The sequence below is a fragment of the Leptolyngbya sp. Heron Island J genome (assembly GCF_000482245.1).
GTDB lineage: Bacteria > Cyanobacteriota > Cyanobacteriia > Phormidesmidales > Phormidesmidaceae > Leptothoe.
This window is the reverse complement of sequence record NZ_AWNH01000011.1, coordinates 46,071-69,686: the sequence shown is the minus strand read 5'-3', so window position 1 is coordinate 69,686 and position 23,616 is coordinate 46,071. Positions and strand designations below refer to the sequence as shown.

The 23,616-nt window shown below is 50.3% G+C and carries 19 protein-coding genes; 8 read left to right on the top strand and 11 right to left on the bottom strand.

Annotated features, from left to right (window positions below):
• Positions 1-12 precede the first annotated feature (12 nt).
• The 5 genes from N836_RS42310 to cobM all read right to left on the bottom strand — a co-directional run bounded on the left by N836_RS42310 (position 13) and on the right by cobM (position 6,255).
• The gene (locus tag N836_RS42310; RefSeq protein ID WP_023070606.1) at positions 13-2,409 is read right to left on the bottom strand and encodes a TonB-dependent receptor domain-containing protein; all 2,397 of its coding nucleotides are present in this window, start codon (positions 2,407-2,409) and stop codon (positions 13-15) included.
• A gap of 439 nt (positions 2,410-2,848) precedes the next feature.
• A complete protein-coding gene (gene cbiD, locus N836_RS42305) occupies positions 2,849-4,000 on the bottom strand; it encodes a cobalt-precorrin-5B (C(1))-methyltransferase CbiD (RefSeq protein ID WP_023070605.1) in 1,152 nt (383 codons plus the stop codon).
• 32 nt (positions 4,001-4,032) lie between these two features.
• Complete coding sequence (locus N836_RS42300; protein ID WP_023070604.1) at positions 4,033-4,635, bottom strand: hypothetical protein; 603 nt, start codon at positions 4,633-4,635, stop codon at positions 4,033-4,035.
• A 73-nt stretch (positions 4,636-4,708) separates the two neighbouring features.
• On the bottom strand, positions 4,709-5,464 hold the full coding sequence (locus N836_RS42295; protein WP_023070603.1) for a cobalt-precorrin-6A reductase: 756 nt from the start codon (positions 5,462-5,464) through the stop codon (positions 4,709-4,711).
• The gene (cobM, locus tag N836_RS42290; protein WP_023070602.1) at positions 5,461-6,255 is read right to left on the bottom strand and encodes a precorrin-4 C(11)-methyltransferase; all 795 of its coding nucleotides are present in this window, start codon (positions 6,253-6,255) and stop codon (positions 5,461-5,463) included. Before cobM ends, N836_RS42295 begins: the two co-directional genes overlap by 4 nt.
• Positions 6,256-6,628: 373 nt before the next feature.
• Between cobM and N836_RS42285 the strand changes: the two genes are divergently transcribed.
• The gene (locus N836_RS42285; protein WP_023070601.1) at positions 6,629-6,997 is read left to right on the top strand and encodes a VOC family protein; all 369 of its coding nucleotides are present in this window, start codon (positions 6,629-6,631) and stop codon (positions 6,995-6,997) included.
• A 109-nt stretch (positions 6,998-7,106) separates the two neighbouring features.
• On the opposite strand, the gene N836_RS42280 is transcribed toward N836_RS42285, so the two are convergent.
• Positions 7,107-8,606, bottom strand: a complete 1,500-nt coding sequence (locus tag N836_RS42280; RefSeq protein WP_023070600.1) for a cobyrinate a,c-diamide synthase — start codon at positions 8,604-8,606, stop codon at positions 7,107-7,109.
• A gap of 259 nt (positions 8,607-8,865) precedes the next feature.
• Between N836_RS42280 and N836_RS42275 the strand changes: the two genes are divergently transcribed.
• The 5 genes from N836_RS42275 to N836_RS72765 are packed head-to-tail and all read left to right on the top strand — an operon-like array spanning position 8,866 to position 14,243.
• Positions 8,866-9,864, top strand: coding sequence for a sirohydrochlorin chelatase (locus N836_RS42275; protein WP_023070599.1), 999 nt, complete (start codon positions 8,866-8,868; stop codon positions 9,862-9,864).
• Positions 9,830-11,164 (top strand): precorrin-6y C5,15-methyltransferase (decarboxylating) subunit CbiE, encoded by a 1,335-nt coding sequence (gene cbiE, locus N836_RS42270; RefSeq protein WP_235071017.1) that lies wholly within the window; start codon positions 9,830-9,832, stop codon positions 11,162-11,164. Before N836_RS42275 ends, cbiE begins: the two co-directional genes overlap by 35 nt.
• Entirely contained in the window at positions 11,157-11,903 is a 747-nt protein-coding gene (locus N836_RS42265; RefSeq protein ID WP_023070597.1) for a precorrin-2 C(20)-methyltransferase, read from the top strand. The genes cbiE and N836_RS42265 overlap by 8 nt, the downstream gene beginning before the upstream one ends.
• On the top strand, positions 11,887-13,809 hold the full coding sequence (gene cobJ / locus N836_RS42260; protein ID WP_023070596.1) for a precorrin-3B C(17)-methyltransferase: 1,923 nt from the start codon (positions 11,887-11,889) through the stop codon (positions 13,807-13,809). Before N836_RS42265 ends, cobJ begins: the two co-directional genes overlap by 17 nt.
• 32 nt (positions 13,810-13,841) lie before the next feature.
• Positions 13,842-14,243 (top strand): Imm7 family immunity protein, encoded by a 402-nt coding sequence (locus tag N836_RS72765; protein WP_023070595.1) that lies wholly within the window; start codon positions 13,842-13,844, stop codon positions 14,241-14,243.
• Between the two features lie 913 nt (positions 14,244-15,156).
• Here the strand turns inward: N836_RS72765 and N836_RS76890 are convergent.
• From N836_RS76890 to N836_RS42245, 3 genes are all read right to left on the bottom strand, one after another.
• Positions 15,157-15,744 carry a hypothetical protein gene (locus tag N836_RS76890; RefSeq protein WP_023070593.1) on the bottom strand — a complete coding sequence of 196 codons (588 nt, stop codon included), beginning with the start codon at positions 15,742-15,744 and terminating at the stop codon, positions 15,157-15,159.
• A gap of 242 nt (positions 15,745-15,986) precedes the next feature.
• Entirely contained in the window at positions 15,987-17,390 is a 1,404-nt protein-coding gene (locus tag N836_RS42250) for a sensor histidine kinase (RefSeq protein ID WP_023070592.1), read from the bottom strand.
• A gap of 19 nt (positions 17,391-17,409) precedes the next feature.
• A complete protein-coding gene (locus tag N836_RS42245) occupies positions 17,410-18,102 on the bottom strand; it encodes a winged helix-turn-helix domain-containing protein (RefSeq protein WP_023070591.1) in 693 nt (230 codons plus the stop codon).
• A gap of 199 nt (positions 18,103-18,301) precedes the next feature.
• On the opposite strand from N836_RS42245, the gene N836_RS42240 reads away from it, so the two are divergent.
• Positions 18,302-19,006, top strand: coding sequence for a DNA alkylation repair protein (locus tag N836_RS42240; protein ID WP_023070590.1), 705 nt, complete (start codon positions 18,302-18,304; stop codon positions 19,004-19,006).
• A 22-nt stretch (positions 19,007-19,028) separates the two neighbouring features.
• Here the strand turns inward: N836_RS42240 and crtD are convergent, their stop codons facing one another.
• The gene (gene crtD, locus N836_RS42235; protein ID WP_023070589.1) at positions 19,029-20,555 is read right to left on the bottom strand and encodes a C-3',4' desaturase CrtD; all 1,527 of its coding nucleotides are present in this window, start codon (positions 20,553-20,555) and stop codon (positions 19,029-19,031) included.
• A gap of 47 nt (positions 20,556-20,602) precedes the next feature.
• Positions 20,603-21,160 carry a hypothetical protein gene (locus N836_RS42230; RefSeq protein ID WP_152532037.1) on the bottom strand — a complete coding sequence of 186 codons (558 nt, stop codon included), beginning with the start codon at positions 21,158-21,160 and terminating at the stop codon, positions 20,603-20,605.
• A gap of 1,273 nt (positions 21,161-22,433) precedes the next feature.
• Between N836_RS42230 and N836_RS42225 the strand changes: the two genes are divergently transcribed.
• Positions 22,434-23,576, top strand: coding sequence for an SLBB domain-containing protein (locus N836_RS42225; RefSeq protein ID WP_023070587.1), 1,143 nt, complete (start codon positions 22,434-22,436; stop codon positions 23,574-23,576).
• Positions 23,577-23,616: the final 40 nt, after the last annotated feature.

Genomic DNA, 23,616 nt, shown 5'->3' with positions numbered 1-23,616 from the left:
TTTGTTCTCCAATTAAAACGCGGCATTGACGCCAAATAGAACTCGCACGCCGGGAGCCGCAAAGTTTGAGGTTGGATATGCATACTGGGTATCAAATAGATTTTCAACCGTAAAGGTAAGCTGCACCGCCGGAACAACTTGGTACCCCAAGGTCAGGTCAAACACAACGGCCCCTTCACTACCAGGGCCAACTTCATTGTTTTCTAGAACAACATCACCCTGGTCAGCATAAATGCGAGACTGAATCAGTCCCAGGAAGCGATCGCGGGCATAGGTCAGCCGCACCAGTGCTGTCGTTGGAAATACTTCTAACTGGTTTAAAGGACGCCCAGACTCATCTTCACTGTCTACGAAGGTAAGATTACCCGCTAGGGTCAGACCCGGTGTCAATTCATAGGCCGCGTTGAGCTGCACTCCCTGGATCAGCACATCTTTGTTGGCCACCTGAATGGATGGCGGTGGTGGACCCGGAGGCCCAGGCAATGGTGTAAAGCTTTCAAAGCCCTGGAAGTCGCTAATGTCATTGCGGAAGTAAACCAGCCCTGCCGTGAAGTCACCACTGGTATAGTCCAAACCAATGTCAATATTGTTGGCCCGCTCTGGCGATAAGTCTGAATTGGACTGCACCTGCCCCTGGGTTGGGGCAAAGAACGAGCCATCAGGAGAACTTCCAAATAAAAATAACAGGCTCGGCGGGCGGAAGCCTTGAGCGAAGTTAGCACGGGCCAACAGTTCATCTGTAATCTTGTACACACTGCCGAGGTTGAACGTGACCGCATTGACATCCTTAGACTGATCGGCACTGTCTGCGGCAAAGAAATCGAGCCGGGCTCCGCCCGTTAGCGTCCAGTCATCCGTGACGTTATAGACGGACTGGGCAAATAAGCCGTGAAACTCTCGGGTGGCATCGGGCGAGGTAACGTCATTGACTAGATCCTCAAACTCGGAAGTATCTTGGCTGAAGTCGTAGCCGTAGGTCAGAGTAGCATCACCAATCACAGTGGTAGCAATTCCAGTGACGCCGTAACTCTCCGTATCCGTCAGGTCTGAGCCCGGCACCGTGATTTCCGTCGGAAAGGGACCAGGAATGGTGAAGGCCGTTAGTGTATCGAACTGGCGGCGACTACGCTGATAGTACCCTCGCAGTTCCAGTTCGGTGCCGCCCGGTACACCGTCGTTAATGTAGGCCAGAGAGTAGCGGTTGGTTTCTCGAAACTCGTTACGGGTCTCGGTAAAAGGCGGTGAGGGGAAGCCGTTGAGATCGGCGTCATCCTGACGGTAGCGATCAAGTCGCAGGATCAGTCGAGACTGGTCATTAATGTCGTATCGTCCCGTCCCATACAAATCAAACACCTCGTATTCGGTCCCATTCAGAGGAATGGTATCGCCATTGGCATCACGGGCATCGCCAGCTGTACGGTACGTTGCACCAAAGACATAGTTCGGCCCAGAAAATTCCAGGTTGGTGTTAAGTTCTGAGAAACCGCCGCCGTAGGTTTCACTGGTCACCATGAAGGGCTGATCTGGGTCAGGTGTGTTGGTAATGACATTAACGACACCGCCAAAGGAGTCAGCTCCATAGATCGAAGAGGCAGGTCCTTGCAGCACCTCAATGCGCTCTACCCGAAAAGGGTCAATACTGCCAAAGTCTGGACCAAATTCTAAGTTGGGACGGCGTTCGCCATCGACGAGCAGCCCAATCCGCTCTCCGGTAATACCGCGAATATTAACTGAACTGGTAATCAGCCCTAGCCGATTAACCGTGACCCCAGGCAGAGTTTGCACCGCATCGGAGACGGTGCGAATCAGGGGGCGTTGCTGCTCTAATTCGGCTTCAGTCACCACTTCAACCGTGGCCGAGGTTGAGACCTCGGGCGTTGGACGACGGGCCGCTGTAACCACCAGACGTAAGCTCTCTTCTTCTGGTGGCAATACTTCGACCGCTTCTGTTTCAGGGGGAAGCACATCGGAATCAACTTCGGCAGCGGGAGGTAACGCCTCGGGAAGGGTCGCGATCGCACTGGTTACTCCCACGACAATTTCAGTCTCTCCGGTTTCCACCGCGATCATCGGCAATTCAGTTTCTCCAACAATCCGAATCCGTACGCTGTTAGCGTCCAGGGACTCCACCGTCACCGACTCAATCCCTTCACCTGGGTTGTCTTGCTGAAAAGCCGCTCTCTCTGCTAACTGAACATTTGTAATATCGACAATCCGTATACGGCCAAAGGACGTTTCGAAGATTCTAGTCTGAGCCGCTGTCTCACCCGCCAGCAAAATTTGTAAACCCGCCTCAATTTGAATAATTTCGACGTTCGTGATCTGCGCTGTCTGCGCTTGCACGGGTAGGGTAACAATCAAGCTGCAAACCGCACCTCCGCACCCCACCAATCCCCAAAACTTGCGCACCTTAATTCCTCACACATCAATCTGTTCACTGCTCAATCAGAACAGCTCTTTAAAGCAAAAATAATTGCTTCAAAAATTTCTCGAAGCATCAATGCCAAACTCTGACTTCCCTCAATTTGCTAGTGCATATCAACCTCTCAAATCACGCAAAACCAGCCGATCATAATCCTCCAGGACTACTAGGCGTATCAACTATTACCTGATGGGTAGATTAATTCTAGAAAGCTTTGAAAACGAGTTTTTCAGAAAAACAGTATCCATGGATTAATAATTGACGTACCAATAGCTACCAAAAAGAATGCTTTTGGTTTCTCTTTTAGAAGAATTGAGGAAGATATTACCATCAACATCTTTCACTTATCTATGCATTAGGGGGGGATAAATCGCTGTTACAAGTACAAAACTGCGCACAGGTAATCTAGAAATCAGCATCTAACGCCTACCTATTTATCCCGGAGAGTTCGGGTGGCAACGCCATATCCTGGGCAATGATGTTGCCTTTGTGATCGCACAATACCGTCCCCACCTTGACCCGCACATTGGCATACTTCTGAATATATGCCTGAGCGCGATCGCTAATTTGACGCGCCAACAACGCAAACACCGAATCCGCCAAACCCGCTTCTATCAGCAGTTCATGGGCCGCCGCTGCTGTAGGAGCTGCTAGCACCGCCCGAATCACATCTAGACAATCTCTTGTTGCCGAAGTTTCCTCCACTTGAGCAATCGCCGCCGCCAAGATCGGCAGTTTGCCATCCGCGACATGACTCGACGTATTAAAAATGCCGCCCGCTAGCTTAATTAGCTTGCCATGATAGCCCAGTAACAAAACAGAATCTGCCCCCCGCAACCCGGCTTCTACCAGCATCGCCCCTACCCAATTGCCTGTCTGCACAATATGTTGTGCACCAATCCCCAATCGGTGTGCCGTACGCTGGCCATTGTGACCAATGCAAAACACCAGATGCGGTGTGGTTTGAACCGCCTTTTGCAGGCCAGCTCGATACTCTGCTAACTGGTCAGTAGACGAATGGGGTTGAGAGATACCGCTAGTACCCACAAGGGCGAGTCCTTCCAGAATGCCAAAGGCTTCATTGGAGGTACGCTGGGCCAACCGACGCCCTTCTGGCAAAATAATCCGTACCCTGGCCTGATACTGCGCTGGAATTAGGGGGCGAACATTCACATCGAACAGTTTATAGGCATAGGCATAAAAGGCCGGTTCTCCGGTGGCGCTGTGTCCGATGCCTTCGCCCGCTGTTAAGATCAGGTTGTCGTTGGGGACACCAACAATCTTTTCAAGTTGAACCCAGGCCCAGATCGGCGTATTACGGGTCACATCGAGATTATCACCAGGGTCGCTGAGACAGATGCCCAGGGCGGTGGTGGCATCAAGGCTAGCCACTTGTTGGATTGCGATCGCAGCCGCACCAGGTGCCAAGTCGATGGTGACCTGGCCATCATCTAATCGATGAGCGCTAGGAACGTGTTCTCCATGGCCAGTCTTACCATCGTGGCCGCATAGATGAATGAGAGCCGCTTTGGCGGCAGCGACAGCAAAAACTGGCAATGTATAACCGGATCGGGCCATGGAGTCTCCTTATAGTGTGTTGATCCCACCGGCTAGTTCTCAGCCATCCAGGCGAGAAAAGCCAGAATCTGCGCGACTGGGGGTAAGGGATAATCATGTAGATCGATGGTTAACTGCTGCTCTTGCAGCTGCATAAAGCGCCACTGAGTACCATTACTCACACAGCCATAGATGGTCGAAATCGGTTGTTCTTTTTTTTGATTAAACCGCTGTGCGGCAATCATTTCTGCCGCACATTGTCCCAGGCCAGACTTGAGATCGGCTTTCTTGGCCTCAACGAGAATAAAGACCGGGGCTTCAATGTCAATGAGTTCTGTGGAACGGCTCAACAAAAAGTCACAGGTGCCATTCAAGCCCACCGATTCATCAACGGTAAAATCTTCTCCTGAGAAAAAGCTAATCTGCTGCTGCAAGATTTGCCGCACCTCTAGCAAAACAGGACTAATGATCAGCTCTGAACGGGCCTTTTCACTGCCTGTAGCGACGGCAACGGGCAAACTATATTCCAGAAAGTTTTGCAGCGTCGCTGATGGCTCAATGGGGTCTAAGGTTGGTAAAAACCGGATGCCCTCTTGGGTCACTAAACCAAATGCTTCCTTGACGCTAGCCAGGGTTTTGAATTGACTGTAGGCCATAGTAACGATCTAAAAATGAGCCATCTACTTTTAATTATCCACAACCGCTGAAACTAAACATAGAAAACTTTATTCAACAATTTTCCCTCTCTAGAGCAAGGCTATGGAGACAAAATTCAACGACTTGATCTAAAGTATGGGTTTGTTGGGGATAGGCCATCTGAGGACGGGCAATCACCAACAGCCTCACACCTAACGTTTTGGCTGCCGCTAGTTTTATCGGCACTCCCCCAGGGCCACCACTGGCTTTGGTGACCACCGTGTCTATCCCCAGCCGCTGCCAAAGAGCTTGTTCTGCTAGGGCATCGGTGGGAGAGCGATCGCAAATGAGCTGTTCTGGTTTAAACCCAACCTGTATGGCCTGGGTCTGCGCTGTGGGTAAAATTCTGGCCCAGAGGCAGGCCCGTTGTTGCCAGGGTTGAAACCGATGCAGGGCTTTGATCCCTAGAGTGAGCAATATGCGACGATTTTCTAGATATTGCGGCTGCAGGAGAGTATCTAAATCCGGCAGAGATTCGGCGGGCGAGTCCAAAGGGCATACTGGTCGCTCAAAACGTAGATAGGGCAAGCCGGTGGCCATCGCCTGTTGAGAAATTTCGTCGGCAAAGGGATGGGAGGCATCGACAATGGCATGAATGCCGTGGCGCTGAATCAAGGCTTGGATACCCGCTGGTGTCAATGCTCCCGTCTGGACCAAACCAGGCAATTCTGCATAGAGTCGGGCGGCTGTGGGAGAAACCACCGTTACCAGCCACGGAATTCCCTGTTTAGTTAATCTCTGGGCAATGGCGCGGCTTTCGCTGGTGCCGCCAATCAGCCAGATGGTCACGCCTTGGACACGTGGGGACGGAAGAGGTGGCTATGGTCTGGGTTATAGAGTTGCGATCGCGCCTCTTGAGCCGCCAATGCCGGACTAATCAAATACATAACTGTCCGATCATGACCTGCTGCTTGCGTCAGGGTCGCCATCGCATCTAAACGCCCTAAACGAATCTCTTCATCCGGCCAACCCAGTCGATAGCATAGGGCAATCGATGTATCGGGTGGATAATGGGCCATGAGTTTAGATTGGGCCGCTGCGGCATGGCGAGCGCTGAGGTAAAGACAAAGAGAAGCTTGGTGGGATGCCAGGGACGCTAGATCCTCTTCTCCCGGCACATCGGTGCGCCCCTGCACTCGGGTCAGGATAATGCTTTGCACCAGCTGGGGGACGGTTAGCTCCACTTCTAAACGCGCTGCCGCCAGTTGAAAGGCACTCACCCCTGGCACAATTTCAAAACTGATCTGGTGCTTAAGCAAAAAGGTAGTGAGTTCATGGAGCGCTCCATAGAGGCAAGGATCGCCATCTTGCAACCGCACCACCCGCTGTCCCTGGCTTACCCGTTTTTGCAGCAGCGGTAACCAGGTTTCTAAGGTATGGGACCGGGTATCGATTGTTTCCACATCAGCACGACACCATTGCAGCATCTGCTCAGGGACCAGGGACCCGGTATAAAAAACAGTGTCTGCCGCCGCCAGGAGAGTCTGACCACGCACGGTAATCAGGTCTGGGGCACCGGGACCGGCCCCAATAATATGAACTGGTGGAAATTGGCTGGATGGGGTAATGGGCTGGCTCATAGGCTAAAAAACATCAATGTAGGTCTTCGAGGCTAATTTTTGATGCAGCAGTAGGAGTTTTATTGTCCTCAAGGTATAGCTAGAATCGGTTTCTCCTGATCAATTGTCAAACCATCTCAATATTTTGAATGATCGGGGCACCATGAAAGCCATTGGCACCTCGTGGTTGTGGTGAGTTAGGGCCTCTGCATAGTACAAAGAGTGATTAATAGCGGTGACAGCCCTGATGGTTACCAGTAGGATTTATAGAAGGTGTCCAATTTCTGCTCTGAAGTAGTGATGTTTGAACACAAACACTTTCAGTAATTGGCTGGATATAATCGGTGGGTGAATATCCAGCTCTATAGAGAAGTTCTAGCTCAATTAATCAAACATGGTAATTCAACGAACCATCTATGTTTTAGCAGTGCCAGATCTTGAAAAAACCATTGGCTTTTATGGCGATATATTAGGTTTCACTATCCACGAGATAGGTGATCCAGGCTGGCGAATGTTTGTAAGAGATAATTGTCGAATCATGGCTGGGCATTGTCCTGATGCTATTCAACCTAGTGAACTTGGTGATCATTCCTATTTCGGATATTTTGTTGTCGATGATGTTGATGATTACTATGGCATGGTCACATCAAAGGGTGTGGAAGTCATCAAGCCTATCAAGAGTGAGCCATGGGGAATGCGAGAGTTTGGGATGAAAACTATCGATGGACATCGAATCATGGTCGGTCAAGACCTTGAGGAATAACTCGGCGCATCACTTTGATTGAGTCGGCGCATCCAAGTTGGTTTTACCAAGATTTGATTGAAGATACTTTCCATTGGGAACAGGGTGTGCCGATGAGCTTTGGTGAGTTTTATCGGTCGTATACGCTGCATGATTCTGACTGGATTGGTGCTTTTTTTAAGGTCGCGTATGAGCAGAACTGCACAAACTGTTGGGCAAAGGTGGGATTACTGCCAAAGTGCAGATGTACATAGCTGGCTAAGACATTGTGGACCTGATAGCCTTCCCAAGTTTGCTGGTGGTGCCAGCCTTGCAGTTTGTAATTAAACTGTAATCGGTCTTTTTGACTCAGCTCATAAGCGGTGGGGTTAATGTCCAGTAGATTACCTTGGGCATCAACAATGTCTGAATAATGGAACCGATGACCGCGAATTTTACCCTGGTTTGGAAACCCCCTATAGGGTCCGAGCATGTCTACTTGGCGATAGCCCAGTTTAACGCGTTTGCCCATTTGAGTCCAAAAGGGCAGAATGCCGACAAAAGGATAGCGCTGTGGCTCAGCCCCCAACAATCCCTGGGAGAGATACATCAGCCCACCGCATTCTCCATAGACCGGCTGTCCTGATTGGCAGAAGGTTGCTATCGCAGCACACATCTCCCTATTCTCAGATAGTTGTTCTGCATACAGTTCAGGATAGCCCCCGCCGATATAGAGACCCGCTAAATTCTCAGGCAGCGCATCCTGGATAGGAGAAAATGGGACTAGTTCAGCTCCAGCTTGTTCCAGCAAGCTTAGATTAGCAGCATAGTAGAAACAAAATGCCTGATCCTGGGCAATACCAATGCGCACTCTGGGAGCATGCGGCAAGCGGTTTGACACCCCTTTTGCAACATCTGTTTTTGCGTCCAGACGGGTGGATATGATTGGTTGCTCCGACCCTGATTGTGCAATATTAATTAATTCTTCCAAATCTAGATGGTCTGTTACCAGCTGGGCCAGAGTATCCAGGTAGTTGGTCTCAGCTAACGCCTCCTCATGGGCTTGCCACAGACCGAGATGACGTTCGGGAATTTTCACTGGCTTAGTACGGGGAATGCCACCTAAAATCGGCACCTGAACAGTTTGGCTGACGGCTAAATCAATGCGCTCCAGGTGAGATTTGCTGCCAATTTGGTTGCAGATTACCCCTGCTACTGTCAGATCTGGATCAAAGTGGTGATACCCGGAGATCAGGGCTGCTGCACTGCGACCTAACGCGCCAGCATTAATCACAAGAATGACAGGGGCCCCCAGCCACTTGGCCATCTCAGCGGTACTTCCGGCCTCAGACTCGGCCCCATAGCCATCAAACAGACCCATCACCCCTTCAACAATAGCCAGATCGGCCCCCTGACAAGCCTGATTAAACAGCTCAAGATTTTGACGTTGACTCAACATCCAGCCGTCTAAATTATGGGACACCCGACCGGTCGCCCGTTGATGATGACTGGGGTCAATAAAGTCGGGGCCAGCCTTAAAGGCCTGAACTTGCAGTCCCTGATTGGCAAAAGCTCGCATCAGGCCAATGGCGATGGACGTTTTACCCACACCACTGTGGGTTCCAGCAATAACAAGGGTGGGAATGGGCATTCTATAGAAATTCTTTAAAAGTGAAGGACCTTTAGTTAAATAACATTTCACCTAACCTGTCATATCGGCATGGGGTATCAGGCTTTGGCAAAATGTGAGAGTTTAGAAGCTGTCAAAAAGCGAGTGAGGTAAAAGAGGTAAGCTATCTTGCTATATCTCGCTAAGGGAGGATGTTCTATATCTTTCAGTGTCTGCATCAAGTGTTAATTTATCCACTGCTCTCTACCTCTCTGGATTGCCCAGAGGCCATGATAACAACATGAGTCAATCTAACCCGCTTTTACTTTTGGGCCATGGCACTCGTGATCCAAATGGACGTCAGGCCTTTCTCGATTTTGCCCATCAGTTTCAATCCTATGATCCCAGCCGCCCCGTTGTTCCCTGCTTCTTAGAGCTAAGCGATCCGTTGATTCAAGCCGGTATTGATCGCTGTGTTGAGCAGGGCTATCGGCAGCTGACTGTGTTGCCAGTGCTGCTATTTGCCGCCCGTCATAGCAAGTTTGACGTCACCAATGAGCTGGATCGTGCCATCCAGCGTCATCCTCAGCTCAGCCTCAACTATGGTCGCCATTTTGGGGTGTCTCTACGGTGGTTGGACCTGTGGCAAAACCGGTTGGAGCAGGCGGATCAAGAGAGTTCGGTACCCCGTGAAAAAACGGTGCTGCTGTTTGTCGGTCGCGGTGCCTCTGATCCGGATGCCAACGGGGATGTCTATAAGCTGGCCCGGATGCTGTGGGAAGGTAGCGGCTATCACGATCTGGAGGTGTGTTTTACAGGCATTACTCACCCACGAATGGAACGGGGATTTGAGCGCGCCAGGGCCTGGCAGCCGCAGCGAATTATTGTGATTCCACACCTGCTATTTGATGGGGTGCTAGCAAAGCGAATTCAAACGATTGTTGAACAGGAACAGGCTGCTTATCCTGAGATCGAGGTGCAAAGTTTGTCAGTGATTGGGGCCGATCCAATTTTGTTTGAACTAATTCGCGATCGCGAGCAAGAAGCCCAGGCTGGCCAGGTCTCAATGAACTGCTACACCTGCAAGTTTCGACAAGCCGTGAGCGCCCAGGGCCATGGGCACCACCACCATGACCACCACCACCATGGGCACGACCCGGCTCACAATCATGACCCTGGCCACAGTCACGGGCCCACCCACGGACACAGTCATCCTGACGGCCAAACCCTATATCACGGTATTCCCGACCTCTACCCCGCCGTGGATGACTACCACGAACGGGCCTGGCAGGTACCCTAAGGTGAGTCAAGCCTGTTCTGCCCATGTGCTCCATGTGATTGGTCTGGGTCTGGATGGTCTCCAGGGTCTCAGTTTGCAGGCCCAGACTTGTCTAGCGGACGCTGAGATCATTGCCGGTAGCAAAGCCCAGCTGCAAACGGTGGCTGCTTATCCAGCCCGCAAGTTGCCCCTGGGCGGCGATATTGTTGCCTGGATTGAGGAAATAGCGGCGCTCTTGCAACAGCAATCTGTTGTGGTCCTGGCCAGTGGCGATCCGCTGTTCTATGGTTTGGGTCGTCTCCTAACAGAGCGGTTCGACCGCCACTGTCTTCGGTTCTATCCCCAGGTCAGCTCCGTACAGCTGGCCTTTAACCGTCTTGGTATTCCCTGGCAGTCTGCCACCGTTGTCAGTGTCCACGGTCGTCAGCCCGATCGCCTGGAACAAGCACTTAAACAGGGAAAATCTCCTCTAGCTGTTCTGACTGATTTTGTCCATACTCCTGGGGAAATTGCCCGTTTGATTCGAGATCTGTGTCCGCCCATCCAATATCGCATGACGGTATGTAGTCATCTTGGGGCTGCCCAGGAGAGTATTCAGCCAGTATCCATAGCCGCGGCCATAGATAGGTCGTTCCCCAGTCCCAACGTTGTTGTGCTAGAGACAGAACCTCTGACTGCAGAGCTCCCTCTGCCCCTCTTTGGCATTGCTGATGGAGACTTTCATACCTTTCCCGATCAGCCTGGGTTGATCACCAAGCAGGAAGTACGCGGGCTATCTCTGTCGCTGCTACGATTACGTCCAAATATCACAGTGTGGGATGTAGGGGCAGGGACCGGCTCCATCTCTATTGAGATAGCTCGCCTGGTGCCCGATGCTCGGATCTATGCCCTTGAGAAGACTGCCGCCGGGTTAACCTTGATTGAAAAAAACTGCCGTCGCTTTGGCACGACTCAGGTATCTCCAGTCCGAGGCGTGGCTCCGGCGGCACTGGCCTCTTTGCCTGCCCCGGATCGAGTTGTGATTGGTGGTGGTGGCAAGGCCATGCCGGAGATTCTGGAGGTGTGTTGCGATCGCATCCAAGCCGACGGAGTCATTGTTGCCAATTTTGCCACACTAGAAACCTGTGTCCTGGCCAAACAACAGCTACAGACCCAAGGCTGGATTGTGCAACTGTTGCAGGTTAATCTTGCCCGCTCCGCTACCCTGGCCACCGCCACCCGCTTTGTTCCCTTAAATCCGGTCATTCTGTTACAAGCCTCTCGACCCTTGCCCTCAACAGATGCCGTTGCCCCAGCCTCAGGAGCGAGTCACCATGTCTAGGGAATTGCCGTCAGCAGCGTCCGTCTGGGGTAAGTTGTGGGGCGTCAGTGTGGGGCCGGGGGATAGCGAATGGCTTACCCTAAAAGGACTGCAGATTTTGCAAGCGGCGGATGTGGTGGCCTGCCCGCAAAACAGGGATGGAGAGCCCGGCATGGCCTATGGCATTGTTAAATCCCATCTGCGGCCCGAGCAAACAATCTTACCCCTGGATCTACCTTTTGTCCGCGATCCGGTGCAGCTGCAGCAAGCCTGGACAGCAGCAGGAGAGACACTGGTGACCCGGTTGGCCCAGGGTCAAGATGTGGTGTTTATCACCGAGGGCGACGCCAGCCTATATAGCACCTTTAGCTATGTGGCCCAAACCGTGCATCACCTGGCTCCCACCGTGGATATTACCACCGTGCCCGGTGTATGTTCTCCCCTGGCCGCCATGGCCGCCCTCAATAGGCCCCTATCTCTAGGGGGCGAGAAAATCGCTATTCTGCCCGCCCTGTACGATGTGTCCGAACTGACCCATGCCCTGGAATGGTCCGAGGTGGTAGTTTTGATGAAAGTGGCTTCGGTATTTGGCCAGGTGTGGCAAACCTTGCACGACCTGGAACTGCTGGAACAGGCCAGCCTGGTGGAATGGGTGGGCTCATCCCAGGAAAAACAATATCCCAGCCTGGTGGACCTGGCTGACTATACCCCCCCCTATTTTTCTATTTTGATTGTGCGTCGCCATGACTATCGCTTTTAAGGCTGCTTCACAGCAGAAATCCAGGATCGTGCTCATTGCTCCCACCCTGGCAGGCTGTCATCAAGGGGTACAGCTTTGGGATGGTTTACATCCCCTGGAACTGTGGACGCGAGCAGACACCCTGACCACTGTGGAGGCTGCTGTGGAGACTGCTACAGATCTTGTTATCCAGGGCTACAGCGGTTCCCTGGCTCCTGTGGTTGCAAACTGTTGGGGGAGAGCCACCCAGCTGGTGTTTTTCTTGCCGGTGGGGGCGGTGGTGCGGCTGATTGCGCCCTTGCTACAGCATAAGGCCCAAGACCCCGGAGTAGTGGCCATTGATGACACGGGGCAGTTTGTGGTCAGCGTTAGCGGCGGACACCAGGGGGGAGCCGATGCTCTCACCCGGCAATGTGCAGCTCTATTAGGGGCTGAGCCGGTGATTACGTCGGCATCGGCAGGCCAACAGTTGCCAGCTCTAGATCTATTGGGACTTCCCTATGGCTGGCAGCGCGGAGCAGGAGACTGGACTGAGGTGGCCGCTGCCCTGACACAACAACGGCCGATCGTTGTGTACCAAACCTGCGGCGGGCACCTGTGGCGACAGCTGTTGTCGGCAGATGCTCCTTTTCATTTTTTAGATCAAGAGACTGCCAGCACAGAAGCTGGATTGGAGCTATCTCCTAAGCTGTGGATTTCAGATCAGCTGCCCCCTGAGCAGAGCTCAGAAAAATCTCTTCAAGTCTGCTGGCATCCACGTACCCTGTGGCTGGGTCTGGGCTGTGAGCGAGGCACCTCAGCAGAGTTAATTGAGACGAGTATGGAGCAGGTGTTGCGCGATCGCAACCTGGCCTGGTCATCCATCGCTGGCATCGCCTCCATTGATCTAAAACAAGATGAAGTCGCCTTCCAAACCCTGGCAGAGCAGTACCAATGGCCCCTACGTTGTTTCAGCGCCGCTCAACTGGCAGCTCTTGCTGTACCTAACCCATCGGATGTGGTAGCCCAGGCGGTGGGTACCCCCTCTGTCGCTGAAGCCGCCGCCTTGTTATCCGCCCAAAGCCAGGAGTTGTTGGTCACTAAACAGGTATTTAAGAGCGATCAGGGAGCCTGCACCGTGGCCGTGGCCCGTGCCACCCAAGCATACAATGCTCGACCGGGTCATCTGTATCTCATTGGCTCGGGTCCGGGGTCCTTGGCCCAGCTCACCGCAGCAGCCCGTACAGCCCTTTTAGACTGCGATGTAGTGATTGGCTATGGTCTATATCTAGAATTGTTGCGACCCTTGTTTCACCCCAACCAGGTGATTGAAACCAGCAAAATCACCCAGGAAGTACAGCGAGCAGAGCGGGCCGTTACCCTGGCTCAGCAGGGATTAACTGTCGGGATGGTTTCCTCCGGTGACTGCGGCATTTACGGCATGGGGGGACTGGTGTTGGAATGTTTGGCCCAGGGAGGTTGGGATGGTCAAACGCCCGGTGTTTCTGTCCTGCCAGGAATTACAGCCCTTCAGGCGGTGGCGGCACGGGTGGGAGCTCCCCTGATGCATGATTTTTGCGCCATTTCTCTATCTGATTTGCTGACCCCTTGGCAGGTGATTGAAAACCGGTTGGAGGCAGCTGCTCAAGGAGACTTTGTGGTGGCATTATATAATCCGCGATCGCAAACCCGCACTCAGGGAATCAAAATTGCCCTGGAGATCCTGGGACGGCATCGATCGCCAGATACTCCAGTTGCGATCGCTCGTTCTCTCTACCGTTCAGGCGAATCAGTCCACTGTCTTACCCTGGCAACAGTGGATGTCACCACCATTGATATGCTCACCGTAGTGCTGATCGGCAATTCCCGCACATTTTTGCATCAGGACCACATGATTACGCCCAGGGGGTATCAGGTTAGTACTACATCCAAGGTTAAGCCCGGATAGTGGGTCGTAGATAAGAACAGGAGGTTGAGTCTATGTTCGAATTTCACGCGTGGGCGACTATCCGCATCAATGACGACGACGACCCAAGGATGGATGTCCTCGCTGAACGCGAGGACCGCGCTATCGAAAGACTGCAAAATGTTATTGACATGAACACGGACAATTTTTCGCACTTCGACTTACGGAGAACGAGCAATCGGCTGATTGTTTTCCTCGCCCATGGCTTGCGTAACCATGCATTTTTGCAAATTAACAATATCTTCCAATGGATTGCCGACAACTTCCCCAACTCCTACGGACTGCTCTATACTTTCGACAGTGACCACGACAACCATTTTGTGGTGCAGCGACTTGCCTCCGGACAACTGTCCGAACATCACGACCAATTGCTTTCTCCATGCATACCAACAATTGAAAAACCACTTGAACCTTAGCAACTACCGTCTGGACCTTCATGGCCGCATAACAAAGCGATACACCAGAGCAGAAAACATTGTGTCCTGCTCGCTTCGCTCGGTCTAACCGGACGTTTTCCACCCCCATTATCTCAACTGTAAAACAGATATTCAGATTTATATGCGAAGCTATCAATGGAATGAGAGTTTAATAAAAGTAGAATTACGTCCTTTTGGCGCTTTTCTATGGCTAGCATATGGTATAGAAGTATGGGTAGATCAACGCAGATTCTTACCCACAGTTGATTATGTTGGGTTCACAACCCATACGAATTTTGAAATTGAGCGACGAGATGGTTCACGCGTTAGTGGTGTAGTTCGAACACTAGCGCCAATCTGGTTCTTGCCACGTACTAAATGCTCTATCACCATCAATCAAGAAATCATTGCACGAGATACTTTTCTGCTTCGTAGGTGGTATTTAAGCTATCTTGCATGGTTTCTCCTAGGGCTGTTTCTTCTTATGGCATTGTTTGGCTTTCTCATGTTCGTACTTCTTATTTACTATTTACAGCAAAGAACATAATAGCTCTCTGAAAGTCTCTCTGCTGCTGGAGTTGAGTCAAAACCAGTGGAAAGGCAATCCCTAGAGTTGTTATTATCTTTTGATGTCCATGTACGCGGCCACTGAAACCCGGCGTTAACTAGCTCCGCGTTGAGTCTTTGCCTTAGGGCTGTGAGCCATCGGTAACGTCGTCAAGGCATCGGGAAAGTTTTTGGGTAGGATGGCGGGAAGATTTACTGGGAGAGGCGATCGCACCCTCTACCACCCTCTACAGAGGTGAAAGAGAGAGAGTGGGGATGAGGGGTAATTCGTTGCTGAATTCAGCAATATCATTCTGCTCAATTCAGCAATACTATTCCAGGGCTAGATGCCTTCCTGAAAGCGTTATCAGTTCCTTTGACGGCAAACTGCCCCACCATCAGGATTGGTGATGGAAAAGGCATCAAATTCACCCGCGTCAAATTCGCCTGTGACCATCAGGCGATCGCCCACACTAACATGGCTGGCCATAAAGTCACCGCAAAGCTCCCAGGCATCGACCCGGAGGTTGCGATCGCCTGTATTCAACTGCAAACCATCTTCCCACACCCGCTCTACGGTTCCAGTAAATGCAGTGCCTGCTGCCTGAGGAGCAGCAGGGACTACTTGAGCATTGCCATCGCTAGGAGCATCAGGAATTACTTGAGCATTGCCATCGCTATCGGTAATCGAAAAAGCATCGAATTCACGACCAGCAAACTCACCATTGACGGTGATCTGGTCGCCAACCATGATATAGCTGGCCGTGGAGTCACCATAGAGATCCCAGGAATCGACCCGTAGAGAGCGATCGCCTGTATCCAATCGAAAGCCATCTTCCCACACCCGTTGCACTGTTCCGGTGAAGGAGTCGCTTTGCTGCGCGTGAGCATCGAATACCACACTCACGACAGCTAAACTACTGACAGTCATTAATGCTGCTGTTGATAATTTCATTAGGATAATCCTCCATTGACTGGGTCTACTGCGTTGAGAATGAAACAACTTTCCTGACAGCCTGGCATCAAGGCAATGCCTGGAGATAGCCAACTGTTCCATCCGTCTGTTCAGCCTGTACTGGCGAACTGAACTCAGTCTAGAAGTCGAGTGGTAAGAGAATAGTAGGAAAACGGTAAGAAAGCTCTTACGATGTCATTGATGGAGCTTCGCACTGCTTGTATGCTGTCGTCTTAGCCAATCTAACGATGGTTGTATTTGGGAAAGGTAACTGTAAAGGTTGTGCCATGTCCAGGCTGGCTTTGGACTGCGATCGCCCCGTGATGACGATGGACAATTTCCTGGGCGATCGCCAATCCCAAACCCGTGCCGCCTATGGTGCGAGAACGCGACTTTTCCACGCGATAAAACCGTTCAAATAAATGGGGCAAATGTTTCGGTGAGATACCGATGCCGGTGTCACTCACGTTGATCTGAATGCAGTGCCCTTGCACCATTGCCCTTAACTGAACCTTACCCTGAGCAGACGTATGTTTGACGGCATTATCCAACAGATTCAGGAACAGACGAATCAGATGATCCGGGCTACCCTGAATCTGAAGGTCGGACGGAATATGAGTCGAGAACTGAAGCTGCTGAAGATCGGCTAGCGGTTGGATTTGTTCTGCGATCGCAGCTAATAAATCACTCAGATCGATAAGTTCCAGATGCATATCCTGATGCTGTTGCTCCAGCCGAGAGAGGAGTAACAGATCGCTACTGAGACGAATCAACCGATCCACTTCCTGTTCAATCCCTTGCAGGGTTTCCTGATATATCTCTGCGGTACGGGGTTGACTCAGTGCCACATGCAATCGCCCCTTCAGCGTAGTTAAGGGAGTTCGAAGTTCATGGGACGCATCAGCCGTAAATCGCTTTTTATGCTCAAATGTTGCCTGTAATGAATCCAGCATCTCATCAAACATCGTTGCCAGTCGCTCTAACTCATCATCCGTAGTGCCTTGATAACGAATGCGCTGAGTCAGATCGCCACTGACGCTCACTTGCTCTGCAATTCGAGTGATTTGACCAATCGGTTTCAGGGCACGGTTAGCCAGAAACAACCCTCCTAAACCCACCATCCCGAGGAGTAGCGGCACCTTCAGCAGATGTTGATTTAACAGGTTTTGTAAGGTGATATCAACAGGTTGCAGAGAGCGAGCCACTGTTAACCATCCGGGGGGTCTGTCTGCGCGGGGCAGTATTTCCTGCGTATACAGTCGCCACCGTCCATTCTCGGTCACAAGTGTTTTAAAACCGGGCTGCAAACCTTGCTGAGTCGGTAACGTGAGTGAATCCCCAAAGTATTCTTTTAAAGAGCCATCCTGTGCCAGCAAATAAATCTCGACGCCGGCATCGTTCAACAATGAGGCAAGAGCTGGGGCTTCCTGACGAGGATCAAACATCAGAGCATCAACTTCATCATCGAGATTTTTCAATGCTTGAATAGTGGTCACTTCTAGCGCATTGTCAATCTGATCAAATAGTGTCTGACGAAACCTAAGATACATAAAGCCATCGGACACGAGCATGGAAAGCCCTGCCAGCAAGCTATACCAGGCAACTAGGCGTAATCGCAAGTTATACCAGGGTTTCCGGTACTTCATCGTTAAAGAGAAAAAGAGACTAATCAGCCATGGAACTCTCACCGTCTGCACTGAGCCGGTACCCTACCCCCCTTACTGTTTGGATCAAGGAGGAAGGGGTATTCCGATCGATTTTGCGCCGGAGGTATCCGATATACACATCAATCACTTTGAAATCCCCGTAAAAATCAAAACTCCAGACATGTTGAGCAATTTGAGTCCGACTGAGAACCTGGTTGGGATGACGCATCAAGTATTCTAGCAGGGAAAACTCGCGGGGGCTGAGTTCAATGGAGCGATCGCCCCGCTTTACCAAGCGTTGAACAGTATCCATCTCCAGATTCCCGACCTGGAGCAAGACATCGCTCTGGAGGGGAGGACGCCTCAACAAGGCCCGCAACCGAGCCAGTAGTTCTGTGAAGTCGAATGGTTTAATCAGGTAATCATCTGCTCCTGCATCCAGCCCTAATACCCGATCCTGTACCGTGTCCAGTGCGGTTAACAGCAGCACCGGGGTCTGCAAGCCTCGTTGACGCAAATCTTTCAATACGCTCAGCCCATCCACTTTGGGGAGCAAGACATCTAGCACGATCACGTCGTAATCAGCAGCGATCGCATAGTTGATGCCTTCACTACCATCGGCAGCAAGATCTACGGCATACCCTGCTTCGTTCAACCCCTGATGGATAAACCTGGAAATCCCCACATCATCTTCCACAACTAATACACGCATACCCAGCTAACTGATGCTCCGCAATTTATCTATGTTCACAGTTTCCCTGAAAAGGAGGTAAATCATCCATGCCTGCTTTGGGGGACGCTCGTCTAAAATCACTTGCCGCCGTTGCTCTGTACCGTTATCTAAGTACAATACTTGCTTCTAAACAAAGGAAAAGTATTAAAATTTATCGGGATGCCAGTAGCAGAATAAAATGACAGCCGATCAAATTAGTAAAACTCTTAGAGACCTGGCTGATCCTGCCATAGCAGAGCACTCACAACGCTTCTTTAAGACAGGCAAAGGAGAATATGGTGAAGGCGATCAATTTCTCGGTATTCGCGTTCCTGTTCTCAGAAAACAGGTCAGACATTATCAGGCAACACCACTGTCAGAAGTTCAAGAACTGTTAAAGTCACCTTTTCATGAAGAACGCTTATTGGCGTTGTTACTCTTGGTGCGTAAATTTAGTAAAGGTGACGACGAAGAGAAAACAACGGTTTATCAGCTATATCTGGACAACACTCAATATATCAACAACTGGGATTTAGTTGATAGTTCAGCCTATCAAATCGTGGGTGCTTATCTGGAAACAAGAGATCGGCAGGTTCTATATCAATTAGCCCATGCTAAAAGCCTTTGGGAGAGACGAATTGCCATTATGGCCACGTTTCATTTTATTCGCAACCAGCAGTTTGACGATACGCTGCAGCTATCAGAGCTATTGCTAAACGATACAGAAGATTTAATCCACAAAGCTGTGGGCTGGATGCTGCGAGAAGTTGGTAAACAAGATGTAGCTACTGCAAAAGCTTTCTTAAAGACCCATTACCAAACAATGCCTCGCACCATGCTGCGTTATGCCATCGAAAAATTTCCCAAACAAGAACGGCAACAATATTTGAGCGGTGTAGTATGAGCGCGCACCTCTGATGCACCATCTACTTTTCCATGGCATCAATCTGCCTCACTGCTGTCAATGCCCCATAGCTGACTCCGGCTGTACCTTCTCCCGGATGCACGCAATCTCCCACCAGCCATAGTTTGGGCATCGGGGTGCGGGTTGCAAACCCAAAGGGGCCAAAGGTGGATAGCCGCTGACCGATGCCGCCTACCATGCCCTGGTGTCGGGCTGTGTAACGTGCAAAGGTGCGGGGCGTGCCGGACTCTACATGGATAATGTGCTGTGGGTCCAGGTTGAAATATTGATTGAGTTTTGCGATCGCATCCCGCTCATATTCAGCCTTTAAAGCCCCATAATCATCACACTTTTGCCACGCCTGCACATCTGTAAATGACGATGCCACAATTGTTGCCTTACCCGCTGGTGCCCGACCATCTCCAGGGCGACTAACCGACACAAACAGCGAGTTATTTTCCCCAATCGGTCCCTCATAGTCATAGAGAAACTGCAGGTGGGGCGGACAGTCCTCAGGAATCGCCGCTTGATCCACACCGATATACACCACAAAGGCTCCTGATGACGGTATCAGTTTATCCACCCGCCGCTGATAACCTGCAGGCGTTTGCTCACCTAGCAGCGCTGTTAAATTTTGCACAGTCACATTGGCTACCACATGATCCGCTGGCTCTAACCAGGTTTCATCGGTTTTTCGATGGCGAACCTGCACAAACCGAGGCCGGTTGTCCTCCATCTGAATCTGCTCAACGGTATGTCCTAAAAAAACTTGACCGCCAAACTGTTTAATCGCTTTAACCAGGGTATTACTGAGGACCTGCATACTACCCTGCAGATGAAACAATCCCTGGGGTGCTTGGGACACACCCAAAGCAGTCGCCGCATATAATAGAGCCGTTTCATCGGCACCTACCTGAGAGTAGAGCTTCAGCTGCAAATCCAAAAACGTTTTCAGCCGCCGATTGCCATAGAGACCGTATCCCTTCAGCAGTTGACCCACAGTTGAAAACGTGTAAGGTACGGTCAGCAGCGTATCAGGCCGCAACGAATTACCCAGCTGCCAGCCATCCCAAAGATTACGTGGCGGCAATACCGGCTGTCTGGCCTGAAACCGCCAGCTGTAGTTAAACAACTCACTCAGCTTTTGCCAAAAGGGTTCACTGCCTGGAAACTGTTGCTGACGTTCGGATTGCCATTGCTGAGGATCGCGCCAAACATTAATTGGTGTCGTTTCTCCAGGTAAAAAGACCGCACAGGCTGGGTCGCACTCCTCAGCTGCAGGTAGCTCCAGACCTAATTCTGAAAAAATGTGATGATGGATACCTCCAGGCTCCAACCCAGCAACCTGAGTAGCACCCACATCAAAGGTAAATCCCTGCCGTCGAAAGGTTGATGCACAGCCACCGGGTACCAGAGCCTGCTCAAAGACACAAACACGATACCCGCGTTTGGCCAGCAGTGCCGCAGCGGTCAGCCCGCCAATACCCGCTCCGATGACAAGCACCTTGGGTTGAGTTTGGGAGCGGCGGGATCGGATCAATGGGGCCATGTTTACATTTGTTAACCTGACCCTAGTGTAGCGGTCTGTGCCTTTTGCTAGAAACCTAGATTCAAAAGTCGCTGCCTGTTATCGATAGCGAGATAGTGCAGCTGGCCTGAAAATACGAGCGTCAGTGCATTTCCCTTGGTGTCGTCAATGACTACAGCGGTTTGATTATCAAGGACAACATGCTCTGCATTTAAAATACGGCGAGGTTGCTGATCGGGTTGGGGCAAGGTTCCTGTCGATAGAGAAAGACCCAAAGTGTTGGTAGCTTTAATCAACAAAAAGATGGGTTCATTTGCATGTGCCTGACCGGTAATAGATTTGGGTAACCACAGCGCATCCCATAAAAAGCAGAGAACAGTTTCGCCATGGCTGTCTGCACTTTGATAAGTACCTAAGAGATAGGCATCATGCAGTGTGTAAACTTCGCTGAAATGACTGAAGGGCTGACATTTGCCATGGTGCCAGGGGAGTGTCCCAATCAAAATGTTTTCGCAGAGCCAGCGTGGCAAGGTGGGTTTGGTGCTAACGAATACCATAGTCAAGTCGTATGGACTAAAGAAACGGCAATGATGGAAATCCCCCAGGCACTTCAAGACCTTTTGCATAGAAGCTTTTCCGGGCTGAACTTTAGCACTTGAAAATCAAGCGTCGAGTTGCAACCTGGATGCGATCTATGGGCACGAAAAAATCCTATGAAGCATGTGCTCATAGCATTATTCCTGCTAACTTCATTGATTCAGTGGCTTCTTAATAAAAACTTTTTGATGAGTTTTATTTCTATCAATGAAATAAAGAGTCTTATAGTTTTTAATGGTTAAATCACCCTACCTACATCTTTGTTCAGTATCAAGAGGACTGTAGGTAACAAACCTGTTGATTGGGGTCTACAGCGAGAACATATAAGAGTGGGAACGTAAGATAGTAACAACATCTCATAGCGATCCCGTGGTTGCACATGTGGACGGGGCCAATAAAAAAATAGGAACAGTCCGACGATTAAAAGATAGGGACTGAGTGTAATAGCGTCGTATTATCCCCGTCCTTTACAGAAACTATGCCGGAATAACATAAAGATAGTGTGGTCCATTTTTAAAATTTGGGCTATGTTGGACACACATACGGTTTATTACTAACGCTTAGTGCTTCAGATCATTCATCTACTCTGACTTCTAAGACTCCCTAAGAATCTTTGTCCCATACATTTATTCTCAGGTATGGTTGGTAATCCTACTTTTAAGCTAAGAGTTTTCCCAATTACGTTAGATGTAGCCTGTTGCAGGTCTCCACGTTTTGAGTCGATTAGTTGTGGATGCCTGAACAGTTGAGTATAGAGGGATAACCTTACTCTATAGGCAAGCTTGTGAAGGCTTACATTGTATAACTTTGACCTAAGTAGGAATTATAAGTTGTAGTCAACGATGAAACTTTGACTAAGGGACAATTTAGTATTATCTTTACATTGGCTAATATTAACTTTACGTTAGCTATACTAGTTTCCCTGTTTAAGCACGTGTCCCCATGTGCTGATTTGAGTCATAGTTTCCTGGACGGTTAGATAAGGCTAGATATTATTTGTGCCCTGTATTTAAGTTTGTGAAAGACCTCGACCTATATCTATAGTGTGTAACCCATAGAAAATTGAGCATCGTACTAGATGGCAACGTTCTAGCTAACTAGTGATGAACTGTTTATAGATAGGCTAGCTCTGGCCGATGCCAGGGTAAGGTTCTTGGTGGCTTTCTCAAGTTTATATTTCTCACTGCCTAAAGGCTCTTGCTCCTGTTAGGAGCGAGTCTGTATGTGGTTTTACATCTGTAGCGAGTAATTTTTCAATCGCTTAAGTGGTTCAGATGTTTGTATTTCTGGTTGGCAGTAATTATGAAAAAGCATTTTTTAACTGTCTTTATGGATGCATCTAAAGGGGTATTTTTAGTTAAACTGGCGTTGATTTTTCTGGTGTTAGGAGAAGCCAGGGATGCGATCGCTCAGTCGACGGACGCCGTTGATGCATCGCTTCCATCGGTGTCTACTCAATCTGATCCAACCCCCTCACCGGCAGGGGTTGAGCCTCTAGGGGGAGACTCCTATATTCTGGGGACTGGTGATTATTTGCGAGTGGATGTCTTCAACATTCCCGATTACAGTGGTGAGTTTCGCGTCTTGTCTGATGGGCATTTAAATATGCCCATTGTGGGGGCTATCAACATTGAAGGGTTATCTCTGCAACAGGCAACAGCCCAGCTTGAGAGATTCCTTGAACCCTATGTGCAGCGTCCTGTGGTCACCCTTAGTCTGCTCGAAGCCCGCCCAATTCAAATTGCCGTATCCGGTGAGGTCAATCGGCCCGGTTCTTATCGCATCTCTACCGATGAAGCTGCCAATGGTGCAGCAACCGACATTCCCACCCTGACTCAGGCCATTGAACTGGCGGGGGGGATCACTCAGCTGGCAGACATTCGGCAGATTGAAGTGCAACGTCGTTTGCCACGCACGCCATTGGCGGATGGACGCAATAAGGAAAATAAATCTCAAGTAGTTGCCGTTAATTTATGGGAGTTGCTGAAAGCAGGCGACTTGAGTGAAGATTTGCAGCTGCAGGATGGCGATCGCATTATTATTCCTACTGCTACCAGTCTAAATGCGGATGAGATTGCCGAATTAGCGACCGCTAGTTTTTCTCCAGACGAGATTTCTGTGAATGTTGTGGGCGAGGTAGAATCGCCGGGTAATATTCGGGTTCCGCCTAATACCCCCATGAACCAGGCGATTTTGGCGGCTGGCGGCTTTAATAATCGAGCCAGACAAGGAACGGTTAGCCTGGTGCGCCTCAATCTCAATGGGACAGTATCCCAACGAGATATTGAAGTCGATTTTTCCCAAGGTATTAACGAAGAAACTAATCCATCGTTACGCCCTAACGACACCGTTGTGGTTAAACGTTCGGGTTTGGCACGGGCGAATGACACATTTGGTGCTGTTTTTTCACCCTTGAATTTCATTTTCCGTTTGTTTGGCATCTAAGAACCGTTGGTTTTTTATTTGGAAGAATGATCTTCAATAG

Coding starts and splice junctions, on each gene's coding strand:
- N836_RS42280 (WP_023070600.1), bottom strand. CDS start 8,606: ATGCCCATTCCCACCCTTGTTATTGCTGGAACCCACAGTGGTGTGGGT.
- N836_RS42230 (WP_152532037.1), bottom strand. CDS start 21,160: ATGCAAAAGGTCTTGAAGTGCCTGGGGGATTTCCATCATTGCCGTTTC.
- N836_RS42245 (WP_023070591.1), bottom strand. CDS start 18,102: ATGCGTGTATTAGTTGTGGAAGATGATGTGGGGATTTCCAGGTTTATC.
- cbiD (WP_023070605.1), bottom strand. CDS start 4,000: ATGGCCCGATCCGGTTATACATTGCCAGTTTTTGCTGTCGCTGCCGCC.
- N836_RS42240 (WP_023070590.1), top strand. CDS start 18,302: ATGACAGCCGATCAAATTAGTAAAACTCTTAGAGACCTGGCTGATCCT.
- N836_RS72765 (WP_023070595.1), top strand. CDS start 13,842: ATGTTCGAATTTCACGCGTGGGCGACTATCCGCATCAATGACGACGAC.
- cbiE (WP_235071017.1), top strand. CDS start 9,830: ATGACTACCACGAACGGGCCTGGCAGGTACCCTAAGGTGAGTCAAGCC.
- cobM (WP_023070602.1), bottom strand. CDS start 6,255: ATGAGCCAGCCCATTACCCCATCCAGCCAATTTCCACCAGTTCATATT.
- N836_RS42250 (WP_023070592.1), bottom strand. CDS start 17,390: ATGAAGTACCGGAAACCCTGGTATAACTTGCGATTACGCCTAGTTGCC.
- N836_RS42285 (WP_023070601.1), top strand. CDS start 6,629: ATGGTAATTCAACGAACCATCTATGTTTTAGCAGTGCCAGATCTTGAA.
- crtD (WP_023070589.1), bottom strand. CDS start 20,555: ATGGCCCCATTGATCCGATCCCGCCGCTCCCAAACTCAACCCAAGGTG.
- N836_RS76890 (WP_023070593.1), bottom strand. CDS start 15,744: ATGAAATTATCAACAGCAGCATTAATGACTGTCAGTAGTTTAGCTGTC.
- N836_RS42300 (WP_023070604.1), bottom strand. CDS start 4,635: ATGGCCTACAGTCAATTCAAAACCCTGGCTAGCGTCAAGGAAGCATTT.
- N836_RS42275 (WP_023070599.1), top strand. CDS start 8,866: ATGAGTCAATCTAACCCGCTTTTACTTTTGGGCCATGGCACTCGTGAT.
- cobJ (WP_023070596.1), top strand. CDS start 11,887: ATGACTATCGCTTTTAAGGCTGCTTCACAGCAGAAATCCAGGATCGTG.
- N836_RS42265 (WP_023070597.1), top strand. CDS start 11,157: ATGTCTAGGGAATTGCCGTCAGCAGCGTCCGTCTGGGGTAAGTTGTGG.
- N836_RS42225 (WP_023070587.1), top strand. CDS start 22,434: ATGAAAAAGCATTTTTTAACTGTCTTTATGGATGCATCTAAAGGGGTA.